Annotated in this window: 21 protein-coding genes; all 21 read left to right on the top strand. The window is 44.5% G+C overall.

What is annotated here, in order from left to right:
- Positions 1-24: 24 nt before the first annotated feature.
- The 21 genes from BN1002_RS12135 (at position 25) to BN1002_RS12035 (ending at position 19,244) form a co-directional block, all read left to right on the top strand.
- The gene (locus BN1002_RS12135; RefSeq protein WP_048825272.1) at positions 25-732 is read left to right on the top strand and encodes a hypothetical protein; all 708 of its coding nucleotides are present in this window, start codon (positions 25-27) and stop codon (positions 730-732) included.
- A gap of 250 nt (positions 733-982) precedes the next feature.
- Entirely contained in the window at positions 983-2,461 is a 1,479-nt protein-coding gene (gene spoIVA, locus BN1002_RS12130; RefSeq protein ID WP_048825271.1) for a stage IV sporulation protein A, read from the top strand.
- 387 nt (positions 2,462-2,848) lie between these two features.
- Positions 2,849-3,121 (top strand): HU family DNA-binding protein, encoded by a 273-nt coding sequence (locus BN1002_RS12125; protein WP_048825270.1) that lies wholly within the window; start codon positions 2,849-2,851, stop codon positions 3,119-3,121.
- A gap of 153 nt (positions 3,122-3,274) precedes the next feature.
- Positions 3,275-3,841 (top strand): GTP cyclohydrolase I FolE, encoded by a 567-nt coding sequence (gene folE / locus BN1002_RS12120; protein ID WP_048825269.1) that lies wholly within the window; start codon positions 3,275-3,277, stop codon positions 3,839-3,841.
- Positions 3,842-3,869: 28 nt separating this feature from the next.
- Complete coding sequence (mtrB, locus tag BN1002_RS12115) at positions 3,870-4,106, top strand: trp RNA-binding attenuation protein MtrB (protein ID WP_048825268.1); 237 nt, start codon at positions 3,870-3,872, stop codon at positions 4,104-4,106.
- Between the two features lie 217 nt (positions 4,107-4,323).
- The gene (locus BN1002_RS12110) at positions 4,324-5,118 is read left to right on the top strand and encodes a heptaprenyl diphosphate synthase component 1 (protein ID WP_052445640.1); all 795 of its coding nucleotides are present in this window, start codon (positions 4,324-4,326) and stop codon (positions 5,116-5,118) included.
- 4 nt (positions 5,119-5,122) lie between these two features.
- Entirely contained in the window at positions 5,123-5,827 is a 705-nt protein-coding gene (locus BN1002_RS12105) for a demethylmenaquinone methyltransferase (RefSeq protein WP_048825267.1), read from the top strand.
- Between the two features lie 41 nt (positions 5,828-5,868).
- Positions 5,869-6,831, top strand: a complete 963-nt coding sequence (gene hepT / locus BN1002_RS12100) for a heptaprenyl diphosphate synthase component II (RefSeq protein ID WP_048825266.1) — start codon at positions 5,869-5,871, stop codon at positions 6,829-6,831.
- Positions 6,832-6,950: 119 nt separating this feature from the next.
- Positions 6,951-7,397, top strand: a complete 447-nt coding sequence (ndk, locus tag BN1002_RS12095) for a nucleoside-diphosphate kinase (RefSeq protein ID WP_048825265.1) — start codon at positions 6,951-6,953, stop codon at positions 7,395-7,397.
- 77 nt (positions 7,398-7,474) lie between these two features.
- Entirely contained in the window at positions 7,475-8,644 is a 1,170-nt protein-coding gene (aroC, locus tag BN1002_RS12090) for a chorismate synthase (RefSeq protein WP_048825264.1), read from the top strand.
- A complete protein-coding gene (gene aroB / locus BN1002_RS12085) occupies positions 8,644-9,720 on the top strand; it encodes a 3-dehydroquinate synthase (RefSeq protein WP_048825263.1) in 1,077 nt (358 codons plus the stop codon). Before aroC ends, aroB begins: the two co-directional genes overlap by 1 nt.
- A 107-nt stretch (positions 9,721-9,827) precedes the next feature.
- Positions 9,828-10,931 carry a histidinol-phosphate transaminase gene (gene hisC, locus BN1002_RS12080; RefSeq protein ID WP_048825262.1) on the top strand — a complete coding sequence of 368 codons (1,104 nt, stop codon included), beginning with the start codon at positions 9,828-9,830 and terminating at the stop codon, positions 10,929-10,931.
- Positions 10,932-10,943: 12 nt separating this feature from the next.
- Positions 10,944-12,050, top strand: coding sequence for a prephenate dehydrogenase (locus BN1002_RS12075; RefSeq protein ID WP_048825261.1), 1,107 nt, complete (start codon positions 10,944-10,946; stop codon positions 12,048-12,050).
- 18 nt (positions 12,051-12,068) lie between these two features.
- Positions 12,069-13,352: a 3-phosphoshikimate 1-carboxyvinyltransferase gene (gene aroA / locus BN1002_RS12070; RefSeq protein WP_048825260.1), complete on the top strand. Its 1,284-nt coding sequence runs from the start codon at positions 12,069-12,071 to the stop codon at positions 13,350-13,352.
- A 368-nt stretch (positions 13,353-13,720) separates the two neighbouring features.
- Positions 13,721-14,611, top strand: coding sequence for a hypothetical protein (locus BN1002_RS12065; protein WP_048825259.1), 891 nt, complete (start codon positions 13,721-13,723; stop codon positions 14,609-14,611).
- A 25-nt stretch (positions 14,612-14,636) separates the two neighbouring features.
- The gene (locus tag BN1002_RS12060; protein WP_048825258.1) at positions 14,637-15,899 is read left to right on the top strand and encodes a tetratricopeptide repeat protein; all 1,263 of its coding nucleotides are present in this window, start codon (positions 14,637-14,639) and stop codon (positions 15,897-15,899) included.
- A gap of 30 nt (positions 15,900-15,929) precedes the next feature.
- On the top strand, positions 15,930-16,496 hold the full coding sequence (locus tag BN1002_RS12055) for a ReoY family proteolytic degradation factor (RefSeq protein WP_048825257.1): 567 nt from the start codon (positions 15,930-15,932) through the stop codon (positions 16,494-16,496).
- Between the two features lie 111 nt (positions 16,497-16,607).
- The gene (locus BN1002_RS12050) at positions 16,608-17,075 is read left to right on the top strand and encodes a YpiF family protein (RefSeq protein ID WP_048825256.1); all 468 of its coding nucleotides are present in this window, start codon (positions 16,608-16,610) and stop codon (positions 17,073-17,075) included.
- 140 nt (positions 17,076-17,215) lie between these two features.
- A complete protein-coding gene (locus tag BN1002_RS12045) occupies positions 17,216-17,719 on the top strand; it encodes a Rieske (2Fe-2S) protein (protein ID WP_048825255.1) in 504 nt (167 codons plus the stop codon).
- A gap of 16 nt (positions 17,720-17,735) precedes the next feature.
- The gene (gene qcrB / locus BN1002_RS12040; RefSeq protein WP_048825254.1) at positions 17,736-18,410 is read left to right on the top strand and encodes a menaquinol-cytochrome c reductase cytochrome b subunit; all 675 of its coding nucleotides are present in this window, start codon (positions 17,736-17,738) and stop codon (positions 18,408-18,410) included.
- 66 nt (positions 18,411-18,476) lie between these two features.
- Positions 18,477-19,244, top strand: a complete 768-nt coding sequence (locus BN1002_RS12035; RefSeq protein WP_048825253.1) for a menaquinol-cytochrome c reductase cytochrome b/c subunit — start codon at positions 18,477-18,479, stop codon at positions 19,242-19,244.
- The last annotated feature ends 32 nt before the right edge of the window (positions 19,245-19,276 follow it).

Below are 19,276 nucleotides of genomic sequence, written 5' to 3'. Positions count from 1 at the left end.
AAAGATAATCAGAGGGTTGATAGTATGCTAAAAGCCTTTAAGTACGCCAGCCTGTTTATTGCTATTTCACTCCTTGGCGGGTGCATGTACCCGAGCAGCGAGCTATCCGAAAATCAAATTCCGTACGAGGAACAGCTAAAGTCAGTTCAGGCAGTGGTAGAAAGCTTTCAAAAAGACAACGGCGGGATCCTTCCCATCAAAACGAAGGAAGCCGATACGCCAATTTATGAAAAATATGTAATAGACTTCACTAGAATATCACCACGCTATATGCAGGAACCCCCTGGAAATGCTTTTGAAAACGGAGGGGTATTCCAGTATGTCCTAATAGACGTAGAAACTAACCCAACAGTCAAACTGCTTGATTTGAGGATTGTAGATAAAATCCGCGATATAAAAATGAGGATACGGGCTAACGGTTATCCGCCTTATAAAGATAAATTGGCAGACAATGTTTATTCGCTTGATTTTTCACAGCTTGGTTATAAGGAACCGCCTCATGTTGTAAGTCCATTTACCCAGCAGAATCTGTCTTTTGTAGTAACCGGCGATTCGGAAATATACGTGGATTACCGAAGTGACTTGTATCAACAATTAAAAACTTCTAAGAAGGAATTTACAGAAGGGGAAGATATCCGTTCCCTTTTAACAGAGAATTCGATGTTCGTGCCGGGATACTCTCTTCCGTATACAATAGATTCGAACGGCGAGCCGGCATTTCTTGCAAATTAACAACGGGTACTGCCTCCAAAAATATTAATCTGAACAAAGTCATAACCCTTTTCCTGATAAATATACTTACAGGAGAAGGGTTTTTGTTTTTTTATGATGCTTCCATTACTTGTTTTATCTGAACAGGAGGGTAAATAAATATCCAAAATATTAGCATAATCAGATAGGACAACATCATAAACATATACTGTCCAAAATTATCTAAATGGATACTATTATCCCACTTACTCTAGGATCGGGAGGGGATCACTTGGAAAAGGTAGATATTTTCAAAGATATTGCTGAACGGACTGGCGGCGATATTTATCTTGGAGTTGTTGGGGCGGTTCGCACCGGCAAATCCACTTTCATCAAGAAGTTCATGGAATTGGTTGTATTGCCGAATATGAGCAATGAAGCGGACAGGGCTAGAACACAGGATGAGCTGCCACAGAGCGCAGCCGGTAAGACAATAATGACTACCGAGCCGAAATTTGTACCCAATCAGGCAGCGACTGTTATTGTTGATGAGGGGCTTGAGGTGAACATCAGGCTTGTCGATTGTGTCGGGTACACCGTGCCAGGTGCAAAAGGTTATGAGGACGAAAATGGTCCCAGAATGATTACGACTCCATGGTATGAAGAGCCTATTCCATTCCATGAGGCGGCAGAGATTGGCACAAGGAAAGTCATTCAGGAACATTCAACAATCGGAGTAGTCATCACCACTGACGGGACGATTGGGGAAATCCCGCGCAACTCCTACCTCGAGGCGGAAGAACGGGTCATTCACGAACTAAAGGAAGTAGGAAAACCTTTTATAATGGTCGTGAATAGCGCCCAGCCCCACCATCCTAATACCGAGGCGTTGAGGGCGAGCCTGGCAGAAAAGTATGATATCCCAGTAGTCGCAATGAGCGTTGAAGGCATGAGGGAAGCGGATGTCCTGAATGTCCTCCGTGAAGCGTTATATGAGTTCCCTGTCTTAGAAGTCAACGTAAATCTGCCAAGCTGGGTCATGGTTTTAAGGGAAAATCACTGGCTGCGGGAAAGCTATCAGGAAGCTGTAAGAGAAACGGTAAAAGATATAAAACGGCTCAGGGACGTGGACAGGGTTGTTCACCAGTTCAGCGATTTCGACTTTATTGAAAGAGCGGGACTCGCAGGCATAGAAATGGGCCAGGGAGTAGCGGAGATTGATCTATACGCCCCAGATGAATTGTATGATGACATCTTGAAAGAAATTGTAGGGGTGGAGATACGCGGAAAGGATCACCTTTTGGAACTCATGCAGGAATTCGCCCACGCAAAAGCCGAATATGACCATATTTCGGATGCATTGAGAATGGTGAAGCAGACAGGATATGGGATAGCTTCCCCAACCCTGTCGGATATGAGCCTCGAGGAACCGGAAATAATCAGGCAAGGCGCAAGGTTTGGGGTAAGGCTGAAAGCTGTGGCGCCGTCCATCCATATGATAAAAGTAGATGTGGAATCAGAATTCGCGCCTATTATCGGCACTGAGAAACAAAGTGAAGAACTCGTCCGCTATCTCATGCAGGATTTTGAAGATGATCCACTCTCCATTTGGAATTCGGATATCTTTGGGAGAAGCCTAAGTTCAATTGTTAGAGAAGGTATACATGCGAAAATTTCTTTGATGCCTGATAATGCGAGATATAAACTGAAAGAAACACTGGAGAGGATTATTAATGAAGGCTCAGGTGGACTGATTGCCATTATATTATAGTCCGTATGGCTGCCAGGTAGAAAACCCCTTCCAGCATATAAATATTTTTAGAGGTTCCGTTATGGGAACCTCTTTTTTGGCGAATTTTGTCGGAAGTCCTTTAAAAGTTAAAAGATTTCCCTGATTTGAAGGAATATTCTTGCTAAGCGCATATGATTGTGATAATCTTTTAACAGAATTAGCCTCACAAAGCTTAAAGCCTTAATTTCATTGGGTTTTCTTTTAGTTTTTTTACAAAAACAATTGAAATCCAGCAAGGCTTGCTATATGATAAGCCTTGTCAATAAAATACGTGAATACGTATAAAATTGATGAAATTTGTTTAGAAATGTAGATAAGTAATCTTATCTGCTAACTGGGCAAATTATTTGGGAGGAGGTGAATGGCATGAACAAGACAGAACTAATCAATGCAGTTGCAGAGGCAAGCCAACTTTCTAGGAAGGACGCTACCAAAGCGGTTGATGCTGTTTTTGATTCCATTTTAGAAGCACTTAAAAATGGCGAGAAAGTTTCTTTGATCGGATTTGGAAACTTTGAAGTTCGCGAGCGCTCCGCACGTAAAGGACGCAATCCGCAAACTGGCGATGAAATCGAAATCGCTGCTAGCAAGGTACCAGCTTTCAAACCAGGAAAACAACTCAAAGACGCAGTGAAATAATTACATATAACGTGCTTTGGGCAAAAAAAGCCATGGATGAATTCCATGGCTTTTTTTCTTCTTTCAGCTTGAAAGAGCTTAACACTTTGCCTGGGCCAAAATGGATATGCTAATATGAGAGGGACTTGCATGAAATCAGTAGGGGGTAAGGAAATGCCAACCGTAAATAAAGCCCAAATAGAAGAGGCGGTTCGAATGATCCTCCAGGCTATCGGAGAGGACCCTGACCGCGAAGGGCTTCTAGATACACCTAAGCGTGTTGCAAAAATGTATGAAGAAGTATTCAGCGGATTGAATCAAGATCCCGGCGAATATTTTGAAACGATTTTTGGTGAGGACCATGAAGAACTGGTTCTCGTGAAGGATATTCCTTTTTATTCAATGTGCGAACATCACCTTGTGCCATTCTTCGGCAAAGCGCATGTAGCTTATTTACCGCGCAACGGTAAAGTAACAGGATTAAGCAAGCTTGCCAGGGCTGTAGAAGCTGTTGCAAAGCGCCCACAGCTGCAGGAAAGGATCACTTCCGAAATCGCCAACAGCATCATGGATCGGCTTCAGCCGCATGGGGTTATGGTTGTAGTCGAGGCTGAGCATATGTGCATGACGATGAGGGGAGTAAAAAAACCTGGATCGAAAACTGTTACTTCAGCTGTCAGGGGAATATTTGTCGAGAACGCCATTGCCAGATCTGAAGTTTTGTCATTTATAAACAACTGACCATAACCTTTAAAAGGCGGGGTATCCAATGGAAAAACGCGAGCAGCAGACCGGTGAATTCATCGTCATAAAAGCTATAGAAGATGGCGTCAGCGTGATTGGGCTGACAAGGGGAACTGATACAAGATTCCACCATTCGGAAAAGCTTGATAAAGGGGAAGTAATGATAGCCCAGTTTACAGAGCATACTTCAGCAATAAAAATCAGGGGAAACGCAACCATTATGACGACTGTCGGCCAGATAGAAAGCGGCTCAGGCAAATAGATCCACACAGGACCAGAATGGCATGTCTAACGGCTGTTCTGGTTTTTTAGATGAAAAGGTCCATAAAGCATAATTTTGTGAAACACTGCCCATAGAAAAATGTTTTATGATATAATGATGACTGCTATGTTTTAGGTGAAATTAATGATCGATGTTGTAAAAATTCCATAAGGAATAATGGAATGGCACAGCTTAGGTATGCCCCGGGGTGATTAATATGCAGGAAATGAAGAATAGGATTGCGGATATAAGAACCTTACTAGAAAATAAAATACTTCATCCGTATTTGCTCCAATATATAGAGGAACCGTTTATTGATGAAGACAAGCTCCTTCTTCTCGTTTCTGCAATGGACGGCCTGGAACTGGCTGACAACGAGATGAAAAATTATGCCCTGACCGTTATGCTGGTCCAAATTGCCCTGGATATCCACGAGCATGTTTCCGCAAAACAGTCGCATTCTGGTTTAAAGGTCCGGCAGCTGACTGTTCTGGCAGGTGATTATTACAGCGGCCTTTACTATAAACATTTGGCCGAATCTGACGATATCCTGATGATCCGGTCTTTGTCAAAAGGGATTAAAGAAGTAAATGAACATAAAACCCTTTTATATCAAAAAGATTTTGAGACTTCCGGCAGTTTAATTGCCAGCCTGAAAACCATAGAATCAGCAATCTTTTCAAGACTGTGTGATTATTTTGGCAGGGAAGATTGGAGAAGCTTTGCCGGAAATTTCCTTTTGCTAAAAAGGCTTTTGAAAGAACGGGCCGATTATATTAAAAACGGCAGTTCGCCTTATTTCGAAGCATTAACCGCAGTTATCGCTAAAAGCGGCAAAGGTTTAAATAACGGGTTACACGAATATCTGATTGAAAAGCTTGATCGGCAGCTTTTTATGCTGGAAAAGGAAATTAAGGAAAGGCTGGATCCTTATATTCATAAGAACGAATTATTAAGGGGAAGACTTGAAGAGTTATTCAGCGAAATAAATATTTTAGTGGAAGAAGGGTAATGGCATGGAAAGGTCAAAGGAAGAACGGGTTCATTCTGTGTTCGAAAACATCTATGATAATTATGACAAAATGAATTCCGTAATCAGCTTTAAGCAGCATATTGCATGGCGGAAGGACACAATGAAGAAAATGAATGTCCGCCCCGGATCAAGAGCACTTGATTTATGCTGCGGCACCGCTGACTGGACAATTGCCCTGTCGGAAGCTGTAGGAGATGGCGGAGAAGTAGTTGGCCTGGATTTCAGCAAAAACATGCTGAAGATCGGGCAGCAAAAAATTGACGCCCTTGAATTAAAGAATGCTACACTAGTTCATGGCAATGCGATGGAGCTTCCTTTTGAGGATAATCATTTCGATTATGTGACGATTGGTTTCGGGCTGCGTAATGTTCCAGACTATATGCAGGTTTTAAAGGAAATGCACAGAGTCGTCAAACCGGGAGGAATCGCGGTCTGCCTTGAGACATCCCAGCCGACCATGCCAGTCTACAGGCAACTCTATTTCTTTTATTTTCGCTATATTATGCCTGTTTTTGGAAAGCTGTTTGCCAAAAGCTATAAAGAATATTCATGGCTCCAGGAATCGGCACGGGATTTTCCGGGGGCGAGGGAGCTTGCCGGGATGTTTGAGAAAGCCGGCTTTAAACAAGTAAGTTATAAGCCGTACAGCGGGGGTGCCGCGGCAGTCCACATCGGCCATAAAGATTGAAGAGGAAAATGAGTATTTGAAGAAGAGCAGGGTGGTTGCCGATGAAATTAAAAATGATGACGTCATTTTTAAATTCCGATTTAAATTTGATCGAAAATACACTTGAAGATACGATTCAGGCGGAATCCTTACTGCTGAGGCAGGCTTCATTACATACCCTGCAGGCTGGCGGAAAACGCATCCGCCCTGTTTTTGTTTTATTAGCGGCGAAATTCGGCGAATACGACATCAAAATTATAAAAAATGTGGCGGTTTCTCTTGAATTGATCCATATGGCATCGCTCGTCCATGATGATGTCATAGATGATGCCGAGCTGAGAAGGGGAAAACCGACGATAAAATCCAAGTGGGATAACAGGATTGCGATGTATACGGGCGACTATATCTTCGCCCTTTCCCTGGAATTGATGACGAGTATTGAGAAGCCGAAGGCCCATAAAATCCTGGCGAACACTATAGTCGAGGTTTGTGTGGGGGAAATTCAGCAAATCAGCGACAAATATCGATATAATCAAACAATGAGGGATTATTTCAGGAGGATAAAGCGGAAGACCGCTCTCCTTATTGCAGTAAGCTGCGAGCTTGGAGCAATTGCTGCGGATGCCAATGAAGCAATCAGCAGAAAGCTGTTTTGGTTTGGCTATTATGTCGGTATGTCCTATCAGATCATAGATGACGTCCTTGATTTCACTTCCTCTGATAAGGAGCTCGGCAAGCCTGCAGGAAGCGATCTGGCGCAGGGTAATATTACGGCTCCCGTTCTTTATGCAATGGCTGATCCTGTTGCGAGAATGAAAATTGAAAAAATCGGCGAGAATACAGGAATGAATGAGCTTGAGGAAGCTATAGCCGCAATAAAAAGTTCAGGAGCTATAGAAAAATCCATTGAGTTAAGCGATCGATATTTAGAAAAGGCTTTAACTATCCTCGATGGATTGCCTGCTAACAGGGCAAGAAAAACATTAAGGGATATCGCAAAATTTATTGGCAAGAGGAAATTTTGACAAAATGCGGCACAAGCCGATTTTCATTCCTCCTTGCCTATTTTTCTAAATAATGTTACTATTTTCGTGGATTGCATCTTCGTGCAGTCAGGATACATATTCGTTTTAGGAGTGGGATTATGGAAAAAACATTTTTAATGGTAAAGCCAGACGGAGTCCAAAGGAACGCAATTGGTGAAATAGTAGCCCGTTTTGAAAAGAAGGGTTTCCAGCTAGTCGGCGCAAAATTAATGAGCATTCCTCGTGAAGTTGCCGAAGAGCATTACGGCGAACATAAGGAACGGCCATTTTTCGGGGAATTGGTTGACTTCATTACTTCCGGCCCTGTATTTGCCATGGTATGGCAAGGTGAGAACGTAATTGCAACCGCGCGCCAGATGATGGGCGCTACAAATCCTAAAGATGCTGCCCCTGGCACGATCCGTGGTGATTTCGGCCTGACTGTAGGAAAGAACATTATTCACGGTTCTGATTCACCTGCGAGCGCAGAGCGTGAAATCGGTATTTTCTTCAAAAAAGAAGAGCTTGTCGAGTACAGCAAACAAATAGACGGCTGGGTATATTAAGGGATTAAGGGCACTTGTCATTACGAGTGCCCTTTTTGTATACGTTTTCTTAAATTTGATATAAAGGGGAAGAGGAAATGAGATATTTGACAGCAGGTGAATCACATGGACCGCAGCTTACAGTAATTATTGAGGGCGTTCCGGCGGGAATGCCAATTGAAGCAAGCCAAATCAATGACGAACTTGCCCGCAGGCAAAAGGGATATGGGCGAGGCAGGCGGATGCAAATTGAAAAGGATACTGTCGAAATTGCCGGAGGAATCCGCCATGGCAAAACCCTTGGCTCGCCGATCGCACTAGTCATTAAAAATGATGACTGGAAGCATTGGACGAATATTATGGGGCCGGAAGCAATTGATGAAGAGGCTGAGGCGGAAGTGAAAAGAAAAATCACCAGGCCGCGTCCGGGACATGCTGATTTAAATGGAGCTATCAAATACGGCCACCGGGATATGCGGAATGTCCTTGAACGTTCTTCTGCAAGGGAAACTGCCGCGAGAGTGGCTGCCGGGGCCGTAGCCAAAGTATTACTTGAACATGCTGGTGTGGATATAGTTGCCTATGTCACTGAGATCGGCGGAGTAAAAGCCGAATATCAAGAGCTTTCCATGAATGATATGAAACAAAGAAGTGAAGCTTCGCCAGTTCGGTGCCTTGATTCAAATAGTGAAGAAAAAATGAAACAGGCCATTGACAGTGCCAAGGAAAATGGTGATTCAATCGGTGGCGTAGTCGAAGTAACCGCGGTTGGAATGCCGCCGGGAATCGGAAGCTATGTCCAATATGACAGGAAACTGGATGCAAAAATTGCGGGAGCCATCATAAGCATCAATGCGTTTAAAGGGGTTGAATTTGGTATCGGCTTCAAAGCAGCTGAAATCCCGGGTTCTCAGGTCCACGATGAAATAATCTGGAGTGAAACAGCGGGATACACCAGGAAAACAAACCGCCTTGGCGGATTGGAAGGCGGGATGACAAACGGAATGCCACTCGTAGTAAGAGGGGTAATGAAACCGATCCCGACTCTTTACAAACCATTGCAAAGTGTTGATATTGAGACGAAGGAGCCATTTACAGCAAGTATTGAACGTTCGGACAGCTGCGCGGTTCCCGCTGCTGCTGTAGTTGCGGAAAGTGTGGTTGCCTGGGAACTGGCTTCAGCGCTTGTTGACCAATTCAATTCCGACCGTTTCGACGTGTTATTGGAAGAAATAAAAGACTTCCGGGAACGCGCGAGGCTCTTCTAATGAAAACACTGGAGCTGAGCGCAGGAGAAAAAAATTACCCCGTTATAATTGGAGAGCATGCAGTGAATCTGCTAAGCTCTTTTTTTAAAAATGATACGACGGGGTTTACCAGCCTTCTCGTCATAACTGATAAGAATGTTGGCGCACTGTATTTAGATAAGCTGCTCGCCGAGATAAAAGAATTCAGGCTAGCCGTTTTTACAGCTCCCGCCGGTGAAAAAGCCAAATCAATAGAAACGTATTATGAGGCGATGACCTGCGCGCTTGAAAATGGACTCGACAGGCGGTCAGTGATTATTGCTTTTGGCGGGGGGGCAATTGGGGATTTGGCGGGATTCGTGGCAGCAACCTTTATGAGGGGCATACGCTTTATTCAAGTACCCACCACAATACTTGCCCATGACAGTTCTGTTGGCGGAAAAACAGGGATCAATCACCACCTGGGGAAAAATCTGATCGGAGCTTTCCATCAGCCTGAAGCCGTTTTTTATGATCTGACTTTTCTGGAATCACTTCCATCCAGTGAGATTCGGTCCGGTTTTGCCGAAGTAGTCAAGCATGGACTGATTGGGGATGACGGGCTTTATACTTGGCTCCTTGAAAATATTTGCAGCCTGGACTCCATTAAACCAGATGATTATTCTGAAATGCTGTCAAAGGGGATTGCGGTAAAAGCGAATATTGTCAGTAAGGATGTCACTGAAAATGGGGTTAGGGCTTACTTGAACTTCGGCCATACACTCGGCCATGCGATTGAGGCGGAAATCGGATACGGGAACATTACTCATGGTGAAGCGGTAATGATCGGCATCCTCTTTGCCCTCGAAATCAGCAAGGAAAAATGCGGCCTGGACTTTGATATTGAGGGGTTCGCGGCTTGGCTAAAAAGCATAGGATACAAAACGTCGATACCAGCCGGCATTTCAAAACAAGGCTTAATCAGCAGGATGAAACGTGATAAAAAAGCAATTGGCGGGACAGTCCGATTCGTCCTCTTGCGTAAAATCGCATCGCCAGTCATAGTCGATTTGCCTGACCCCTATTTAGAGGGAATGCTTTCGGAATTTTTGAAATAAGCAGAAAAAAACGCTGACTTATTAGATTGACTGTGGTAGAATTAACTTTAAAAAATCTGCACTTTAAAGCGTTAAAGCAGCGGAGAATAACAACGGGGTGTTAATTTATGCGCTGGAAAAAACAGTTGCATTCGCTGGCGCCATACCAGCCAGGCAGGTCTATTGAGTCAGTAAAAGAAGAATATCATTTGGACACGATTGTGAAGCTGGCCTCGAACGAAAATCCACTCGGGTGCTCAAAAAAGGCAGCCGAGGCAATTAAGGAGTCAGGCTTAGGGCTTGCCTATTACCCGGATGGCCATGCGGGCGAACTTCGCTCGGCCCTCTCTGAAGCGCTCGGCATTTTGCCGAATCAGCTTATTTTTGGAAATGGATCTGATGAAATCATCCGGATCATCTCGAGGGCATTATTATACCCTGGAGCGAATACTGTCATGGCAGCTCCTACCTTCCCGCAATACCGTCACAACGCGGTCCTTGAAGGGGCTGAAATACGCGAGGTTCCGTTGGCTGATGGAGGCCATGATCTTGATGCCATGCTGAAAGCAATTGACGGGCAGACAAATGTAGTTTGGATTTGCAGCCCCAATAACCCAACTGGCAAACATATTCCCGAACCACTCTTAATCGATTTTATCAAAAGGGTACCGGATGACATTCTAGTCGTTATTGATGAAGCATACAAGGAATATGTGGTTGCTGAAGATTTCCATGATTCCTTGGAGTTAGTCAGTAAATTCAGTAATGTCATCGCACTGAGGACATTCTCGAAAATTTATGGACTGGCGAGCCTTCGGGTTGGTTATGGAATCGCTAATCCTTCCATCATCCGTATGCTAGAGCCGGCAAGGGAACCATTCAATACGAACTCGATCGCCCATATAGCTGCAAAAGCGGCCCTGGCCGATCAGGAATTTGTAGAAGAGGCCCGCAAATTAAACAGGCAAGGTCTGGAGATGTTCTATGAGTTTTGCGAAAAAAGGAACCTTCCATATTATCCTTCACAAGGTAATTTCATCTTAATCGACTTTCAGCAGGATGCGAACAAAGTCTTTCAATACATGCTTGAGCGCGGATTTATTATTAGATCCGGGGCGCTACTTGGTTTTCCGCAAAGCGTCAGGGTTACAGTCGGGACAGAAGAACAAGTATCAGCCATCATAAAAGAATTCGAAGCATTCCTCGTAACTGAATGCAAAGCAATTGTGTAGAGGAGTGTTCGCATGAAAGGCAAGGTTTTTATCATCGGACTGGGGCTTATTGGCGGATCAATAGCCCTATGCATAAAAAAAGCCCACTCGGATTCCAGTGTAACAGGGTTCGATATTAAACCCCGTCAGGCTGAACTGGCCAAGTTGCTTGGAGTGATCGATGAGATTGCTGAAACAATCAATGACGGCGCGCGGGATGCTGATTTAATTATCATTTCTGCACCGGTCAGGGAAACAGCGCGAATTCTTAACGAACTTAGTTCCTGCGACCTGAATGATTCCGTTATTATAAGTGATACAGGCAGTACAAAAAATGAAATTGCCCGCCTAGCCGCCCCTTTAGTCAACAAAGGAATTTCCTTTATTGGCGGCCACCCAATGGCTGGCTCACATAAAAGCGGGGTTACGGCAGCGAGAGATTTGCTATTCGAGAATGCTTTTTATATTTTAACGCCTGATAAGAGTGAAAAAGCTGAGAACATTGTAATGCTGAAGGAATGGCTGAAGGGAACAAATGCAAGGTTTCTTGAACTGCCACCAGAGGAGCATGACTATTTAGCTGGGGTAATCAGCCATTTTCCGCATATTATTGCCGCCTCCATTGTCCACCAAACCGAAAAGCTTTCGGGTGAATATCAACTTTTGCCCAGGCTTGCCGCGGGAGGATTCAGGGATATAACCCGGATTGCATCTAGCAGTCCGAAAATGTGGCGGGACATCTTGCTTCATAATAAGGATGTCCTGCTTGATTTGCTTTCCATGTGGCAAAAAGAAATGGGTTATGTGAAGGAACTGCTTGAACAATCGGATGAAACCGCCGTAGAGGCCTATTTCTCCGAAGCCAAAAAGTTCCGTGATGGGCTCCCTGCTAATAAAAAAGGGGCAATTCCAGCTTTTTACGATTTGTTTGTCGAGGTTCCCGATTATCCCGGTGTGATTTCGGAAGTAACTGGCTATCTGGCATTGGAGAAAATCAGCATAACAAATATAAGAATCATTGAGACAAGGGAAGAAATATATGGCGCGCTGGCTATCAGCTTTCAAACGAGCGAAGATAGGGACAGAGCAGAAAAGTGTATCAATACATACACGTCTTACCCTACGTCTTACGAGATATAAAGATAACGGGGTGAAAAATTGGAACAGATTGTTTTAGCACCGGCAGAAAAAGGTCTCTATGGTGAGATTCAGGTACCTGGAGATAAATCCATTTCACATAGGGCAGTCATGTTTGGCGCAATATCCTCAGGGGTTACAAAAGCAAGTAATTTCCTGTCAGGAGCGGATTGTCTAAGTACAGTATCCTGTTTTCGGAAACTGGGTGTAGAAATTGAAACAAGCGGAACAGAGGTAACAATTATCGGACGCGGCTTGGATGGCCTTCAAGAATATCACGGGCTCTTGGACGTGGGGAATTCAGGGACAACGATTCGGTTAATGATGGGATTACTGGCTGGAAGGCCATTCAGCTCCTGCTTGGCAGGGGACGAATCTATCGCAAGGCGTCCAATGAATAGAGTGACTGGCCCCCTGATAAAAATGGGTTCCAAAATTGAGGGAAGGGAAAATGGCAAATATACCCCCATTACCGTTACTGGGGGAAATTTGACAGGAATCTCTTACTCTATGCCGGTTGCCAGTGCACAAGTAAAGTCCGCTATCCTACTAGCGGCACTGCAGGCTAAGGGAGAAACGGTTATTACTGAAATCGCGCCATCGAGAGACCATACGGAGAGAATGGTCCGGCTTTTTGGCGGACACGTTGAAACCTCTGGGAAGAATATATACATAAAGGGCGGGCAGACACTACAGGCAGCGAAAGTAGAGGTGCCGGGGGATATTTCTTCGGCCGCATTTTTCCTTGCCGCCGGCTCCATTGTTCCGGGGAGCGAAATTCTACTCAAGAATGTGGGACTTAATTTGACAAGAAGCGGAATCCTGGATGTACTGAAGAGTATGGGGGCGGATTTTACCATTGTAAGTGAGAATGACGGCTTTGAACCGAGCGGGGATATCCTTGTAAAGTATTCCCGTCTAAAGGGAACGACAATTAGCGGCGAACTGATTCCCAGGCTGATTGACGAGCTGCCTATTATAGCCCTCCTCGCTACCCAGGCTGATGGCGAAACTGTCATCAAGGATGCCGCAGAACTGAAAGTAAAAGAAACCGACAGAATTGAAACGGTTGCAAACGAGCTGAGAAAACTTGGTGCAAACATCAAGACAACGGAAGATGGGATGGTCATCACTGGAGGTTCTGTTCTTCACGGCGCTACCGTTACCAGCCATGGGGACCACAGAATTGGCATGATGCTTGCCATTGCATCATTGATAACAAATTCCAGTATCACACTCGAAGATCCGGACTCCATAAACGTCTCATATCCCGGCTTTTTTACACATTTGGAAACAATAAAGTAATTCCATCTGAAAAGGGATGGAAATAAAAAATAAGCTGACGAAAGGCGCCTCGCTTCAAGAAGGCGCCTTTCCTGTTAAATTCTGAAAACTATATAGGTTGAATTTAATAATTATATTAATTTATTTGAAAAAGCTGGTTGATTGGAGCTCAGGCATGAAGACTCCTGCGGGACAGAGCAGCAAGTGGAGACCCCGCAGGAGCAGCGCGACGAGGAGGCTCCACTGATGCCCCGCGGAAAGCGAAATGCCCGGAGCGGAAATCAGCCACCCAGTTACCGTTTGATATCAATCTTTATTTCAACCCATATAGCGTCATAAAATAAGGATTATGGCATAGCTTGTCTTAAGACTTGCTTAAGGGTGATAATATGCCGTACATTATTGAAAATGCCGCTATTCTTAGAGAAGGAAGGCTGGAGATCAGTTCCATCCTGACAGACGGAAAGGAAATTACTGCTATTCGATGTGATTTGGGTAATTATTCATTAATGAAATTGGAAATTGCACCTTTTATAATGACCCCTGCCCATACAATCCTTGACAGCACCCTTCCTTGCAAAACGAAAGAGGAACTTGCCGATACTGTCGCAAATGAATTGTTGAAAAAGGGCTGCACGACTATATTGACTTATGTGGATGTCGAATCTGAGAAGTTCCTTCAGCGGCGCTTGAAAGAAATTGAGGAGGCTTTCATCCTTTCACCTGCTGACTATGCCATCGGAGCTAAAGTTGATCTGAAGAAATTAACTCCATCATTTTTGCGAGAATGCAAGAAAATGAAACTGCCTGCGGTTTTTGTAAATGTGAAATCTTTGGAAGGCCTTGACACTGTGCCGTGGGGCTGGTTAAGGGAAGCGATCTTCCCGTACAATTGCCCTCTTATTCCTGTATTTGATGATCTTGATCCGAGTTTAAAGAAACAGGCTCTTGCCAAATGGGAAAAAACTATGCTTTCATGGAAATTACCTTCGCTAAACGACGAACTTGCCGAAGGAACTCCTTTGCCAAAAAGCGCGCTTAATATGATTGGTATTTACCCCTGGAGGTCCAGCCTACTGCATAAGGCGGAATTGAGTTATAATTTATATATTAGAACCACCGGCAAACCCGCACAGGAGAACTCGGGCTTTTGCCAGAAAATCGAACCAGCAGTCACTGTCCATAAGGGCAGAGTCATTCGCTGGGGCGAATACACTGATTTTATTAGGGGAAGCGGGGAATATATAAAGGTAAAAACCCACGCTTTTTACTCCCTTTGAACTTAAGAAATGTGGGGCTGAAAAGATGGATAAAGTAAATAAAATTATTGGAATGCTCGAAGCCGGCCAACATATGGAAGCCATGCGCGAATATAATGAAGTATTAAAAAGCGGAAGCCCGGATGAGAAATTCATTCTTGCCGAGGAATTCATCGGCTACGGGTTCATGGAGGAAGCCATCTCGCTCCTTGAAAATCTCCTGCTTTATTATCCTGGGGAAGGGGAAATAATCATCCCGCTTGCCGAAGCTTATATTGATAACAACGCGGAAGAAAAAGCAATTCTCCTGCTTGAGGAAATCGAACAGGATGACGATTCGTACGGGGAAGCGCTCCTCCTTCTCGCGGATCTGTACCAGTTGCAGGGGCTGTTCGAAGTTTGTGAAAGGAAGCTGCTCCAATCCAAGGAACAATTGCCTGATGAGCCGGTCGTTGACTTTGCGCTTGCCGAGTTTTACAGTTCAATGGGCGAGGCCGGAAAGGCAATTGGGTACTATGAAGAGGTTTTGAAGGCCCAAGATGAAATTGCCGGTGTGAACGTCAATCAAAGAATTGCCGAAAACTTAAGTGCAGCGGGCGCGTTTGAAGAATCACTGCCATATTATGAAAAAGCGCTTAAGAAAAGTAAAGACATCAACACGCTTTTTGGGTTTGCGTTAACGGCCTTTCAAGCAGGGTACGCTGGCGCGGCAATTGAAAAGTTCGAAGAACTGAAAAGCCTTGATCCAGAATACCATTCCCTGTACCTTTATTTGGCGAAGTCCTATGAAATGGAAGAAGACTTGCAAAAATCGCTTGAAACAACAAAAGAGGGAATCCGGCAGGACGAATTTAATAAAGATTTGTTCTTCTATGGCGGCAAAATCGCAATAAAACTTGGAAAAGAGGAAGAAGCTGAACAATATTTCCGTGAAGCGCTTGCCCTTGATCCAGGCTTTTCTGAAGCCGCTTTGACTTTAAACAGGCTTTTCCTCCACCAGGAAAGGTTTGCGGATGTCGCAGATTTGCTGGAAGCGATTGATGTTGATGAGCATGCGGATCCCCAATTTTTTTGGGATGCCGCAGTTGCGTATCAAGGAATCGAAGAATGCGGGAAAGCTTCGGGATACTTTGATGCCGCTTATAATTATTATCAAAATAATGAAGATTTCTTAAAAGATTACGGATATTTTTTAATTGAAGAAGGAAAAACAGACATGGCTGCCGAAATTTTTAAACAGTTGGCAAATAAACACCCTATGAACGAGGAATATGCTGATTTGGTTTACCGGCTTACTGGAGATATGTAAAGTTTAAACTCGCAGAGGAGGGAATAGATTATGGCAACCCCTGTATCTGTCAACGAGAAAAAGGACTTTATCAGATGGTTTTTGAACCATTACCAATTAAAGAGAAGAGAATGTGTGTGGATCCTGAATTATCTAATGAGCCATGACCAGTTGATGGAGAAGGTGCATTTCGTGGATCAGGCCCAATATTGCCCAAGAGGCCTTATCATGTCCGCGCATTGTGTTGATAAAGTGCCTTTCAGGTTTTATAAGGAAAATATCATGACGACCGATGCGGAAAAATCCTTCCATGATATTCGCCTGAACAGAGAAGAGGAAATTTATATTCAGCTGAATTTCAATGCTTCCAACAAGGTGCATCAATATGCGGCGGTACTGGAGGACAATCCTTATATTCCGCGCCATCTCCAATCCAATGAAAAAGACCGGGAAGCTGCCGAACAATTCCTTAGCTTCAGCATCAGGCGCTTTAATGAAGAAAAGCTGATGCAGCTGATTGATGAAGCTTTGGATAAACAGGATAAAGAAGCATTCCTGTCTTTTACGGAACAACTGAACACTTTAAAAGAACTTCGGAAAAATAAAAGCCTGCTTTGAGCGGCTTTTTTCTTTTGGGTTTTACATGAGCATAAACCCACGCGTGGCAGGAGAATAATGGTATGATAATCCCATACAAACACCGGAAGATCCTTAAGGGGAGGAATATGAATGAAATGGACATCACAGGATGTTGAAATGTACAGCCAAGCAAAGGAATATATTGATACGGCTCTTGTGCCTCTTATTCCAATTGCTATGGGTGGAGATATGGAACAATCCGCTTCCATGACGGAGTACATCTCGTTATTGGCAAGCCAGCTCGAACGCCAGTTTACAGGACGGCTAATCTTACTGCCCGCTTTTACATACATGGAATCCGAACATACAGATGATGTTGCCTCAAGGCTTAACAGGTGGGAAGAAAGCCTCGCAGGGGAAGGGTTTAAACATATATTCCTTCTCACTAGCGATGAAAATTGGCGGCTTAAGGAAGAAGGGATCGGCGGCTCGCTTATCTGGATGCCTTTGTTGCCGTTAGCTGGAATGGAAGAGCAGCAAAAAGTCATGCTCATCAACGGACAAATCAAGCAGCTAATGAAATTTTTTACCGCAAAGTGGAATCAGGAGGGAAACTAAAAAAATACTTTTCGGTATTAAATGTTCACAAAATAGTATAATATTGACCTTGCAATAAGATTGATATATCATGATAATGTCCTAGTTAATATATGTTAAATGTCCCATGGACTTAACTTGTGAACAGAGGGGGGAGAACCATGAGTAAGCATCGAGTTTCAAGAAGGCAGTTCCTAAGCTATACACTGACGGGAGTAGGGGGTTTCATGGCCGCAGGCATGCTGATGCCGATGGTCCGGTTTGCCATAGATCCTGTTCTGAGGGCGGACGAAGGCGGCGACTTCATTGCGACATCACAAAAAGTAGCGGATATAACAGCCGAACCTGTCCGGGTTGATTTCTCTTTTAAACAAAAGGATGCCTGGTATGAATCAGAAGTAACCAATACTGCGTGGGTGTACAAGGATGAGGACGGGAAGATTGTGGCCCTTTCACCGGTATGTAAACACCTTGGATGCACAGTAGGCTGGAACAACAGCGAAGACCATCCAAATGAATTCTTTTGCCCATGCCACAACGGGCGTTATTACAAGAGCGGTGTAAACGTACCGAACACTCCGCCAATGGCGCCGCTTGATGTATATCCATACAAGGAAAAAGACGGCTTCCTTTACTTAGGTAAGGCAAAGCCGAGAAAAGCCTAGAAAGGAGGCGTAATCGTTGTTAAACAAAATTTACGACTGGGTAGATGAGCGTTTGGATATTACGCCCCTATGGCGCGATATCGCAGACCATGAAGTACCTGAACACGTAAACCCAGCCCATCATTTTTCCGCATTTGTCTATTGTTTCGGAGGGCTTACATTCTTTGTAACGGTCATTCAGATTTTGTCCGGGATGTTTTTGACCATGTATTATGTACCCGACATTAAGAATGCCTGGCAATCTGTCTACTATCTGCAAAACGAAGTCGCTTTCGGGCAAATCGTACGCGGGATGCACCACTGGGGTGCGAGCCTTGTTATTGTCATGATGTTCTTACATACACTACGGGTATTCTTCCAGGGAGCATACAAAAAACCACGTGAGCTGAACTGGATTGTCGGCGTACTGATTTTCTTTGTAATGCTTGGACTTGGTTTAACAGGATATCTGCTTCCATGGGATATGAAAGCGCTGTTCGCAACAAAAGTTACACTGCAAATTGTTGAGGCAACTCCGCTGATTGGCCCACAATTGAAAGCACTGATGGCGGGGCACCATGAAATCGTCGGTGCACAGACAATTTCCCGTTTCTTTGCCATCCACGTATTCTTCCTGCCTGGTGCTTTGCTTGGACTGATGGGAGCCCACTTCCTGATGATCCGCAAGCAGGGTATTTCCGGACCGCTATAAAATTGCCTGAAACCGGAACGGGACTGGCTTCCCGGTCCATGCTACGAAAGAGGAGGGGATTGTTCGATGCATCGCGGTAAAGGTATGAAGTTCGTTGGTGACTCGCGTGTTCTGGCACCTTCGGAACGAAAACCTATGTATCCTAAAGATTATTCTGAATACCCCGGAAAAACTGAAGCTTTCTGGCCGAACTTCCTTTTGAAGGAATGGCTTGTCGGCGCCGTTTTCCTGGTGGGTTTCTTATGTTTAACGGTGGCGCACGAACCGCCGCTCGAGAGAATTGCAGATCCTACTGATGCGGGTTATATCCCGCTGCCAGATTGGTATTTCTTATTCCTTTATCAACTGCTTAAATACTCATACGCATCTAGCCAATATACTGTAGTAGGTGCAATGGTCATTCCAGGACTGGCTTTTGGCGCGCTTCTTTTGGCGCCATTCATTGACAGGGGGCCAGAGCGTCGGGCATCCAAACGCCCAGCTGCGACTGCTTTTATGCTATTGGCCATTGCAGCCATCTTCTTCCTGACATGGCAATCCGTCGCGACACATGACTGGGAAGCGGCGAAAAAGCAAGGGATGATTGTCCAAGGCATCGATAAGGATGCGGAAGGCTATAAAATCTATGAAGCACAAGGCTGTATCAGCTGTCATGGCGGCGAATTGCAGGGAAGCGCGGGCGGTGCCCAATTGATTGACAAGGGGTTCCCGGCTGACCATGTTGCTGAAGTTGCTAAAAAAGGTTTTGGTAATATGCCTCCAGGCATGTTCAAAGGAACAGACGAAGAATTGAAAGTTCTGTCCGAATATATCTCGACTTTAAAAAGCAAGTAAGAAAAAAAGCTGGTGACAAACGTTCACCAGCT

Origin of the sequence: Bacillus sp. B-jedd, from assembly GCF_000821085.1 — a bacterium.
Lineage (GTDB): Bacteria > Bacillota > Bacilli > Bacillales > Cytobacillaceae > Bacillus_D.
Note: the sequence above shows the minus strand (reverse complement) of the source record. Positions and strands in the feature narration are given on the sequence as shown.

Bases quoted from the DNA above. Each gene is read 5' to 3' on its own strand.
- BN1002_RS12105 (WP_048825267.1), top strand. From the start codon at position 5,123: ATGGAAAGGTCAAAGGAAGAACGGGTTCATTCTGTGTTCGAAAACATC.
- BN1002_RS12065 (WP_048825259.1), top strand. From the start codon at position 13,721: ATGCCGTACATTATTGAAAATGCCGCTATTCTTAGAGAAGGAAGGCTG.
- BN1002_RS12045 (WP_048825255.1), top strand. From the start codon at position 17,216: ATGAGTAAGCATCGAGTTTCAAGAAGGCAGTTCCTAAGCTATACACTG.
- aroC (WP_048825264.1), top strand. From the start codon at position 7,475: ATGAGATATTTGACAGCAGGTGAATCACATGGACCGCAGCTTACAGTA.
- BN1002_RS12055 (WP_048825257.1), top strand. From the start codon at position 15,930: ATGGCAACCCCTGTATCTGTCAACGAGAAAAAGGACTTTATCAGATGG.
- BN1002_RS12060 (WP_048825258.1), top strand. From the start codon at position 14,637: ATGGATAAAGTAAATAAAATTATTGGAATGCTCGAAGCCGGCCAACAT.
- ndk (WP_048825265.1), top strand. From the start codon at position 6,951: ATGGAAAAAACATTTTTAATGGTAAAGCCAGACGGAGTCCAAAGGAAC.
- aroB (WP_048825263.1), top strand. From the start codon at position 8,644: ATGAAAACACTGGAGCTGAGCGCAGGAGAAAAAAATTACCCCGTTATA.
- BN1002_RS12125 (WP_048825270.1), top strand. From the start codon at position 2,849: ATGAACAAGACAGAACTAATCAATGCAGTTGCAGAGGCAAGCCAACTT.
- BN1002_RS12035 (WP_048825253.1), top strand. From the start codon at position 18,477: ATGCATCGCGGTAAAGGTATGAAGTTCGTTGGTGACTCGCGTGTTCTG.
- BN1002_RS12050 (WP_048825256.1), top strand. From the start codon at position 16,608: ATGAAATGGACATCACAGGATGTTGAAATGTACAGCCAAGCAAAGGAA.
- mtrB (WP_048825268.1), top strand. From the start codon at position 3,870: ATGGAAAAACGCGAGCAGCAGACCGGTGAATTCATCGTCATAAAAGCT.
- BN1002_RS12075 (WP_048825261.1), top strand. From the start codon at position 10,944: ATGAAAGGCAAGGTTTTTATCATCGGACTGGGGCTTATTGGCGGATCA.
- hepT (WP_048825266.1), top strand. From the start codon at position 5,869: ATGAAATTAAAAATGATGACGTCATTTTTAAATTCCGATTTAAATTTG.
- BN1002_RS12135 (WP_048825272.1), top strand. From the start codon at position 25: ATGCTAAAAGCCTTTAAGTACGCCAGCCTGTTTATTGCTATTTCACTC.
- hisC (WP_048825262.1), top strand. From the start codon at position 9,828: ATGCGCTGGAAAAAACAGTTGCATTCGCTGGCGCCATACCAGCCAGGC.
- BN1002_RS12110 (WP_052445640.1), top strand. From the start codon at position 4,324: ATGCAGGAAATGAAGAATAGGATTGCGGATATAAGAACCTTACTAGAA.
- folE (WP_048825269.1), top strand. From the start codon at position 3,275: ATGCCAACCGTAAATAAAGCCCAAATAGAAGAGGCGGTTCGAATGATC.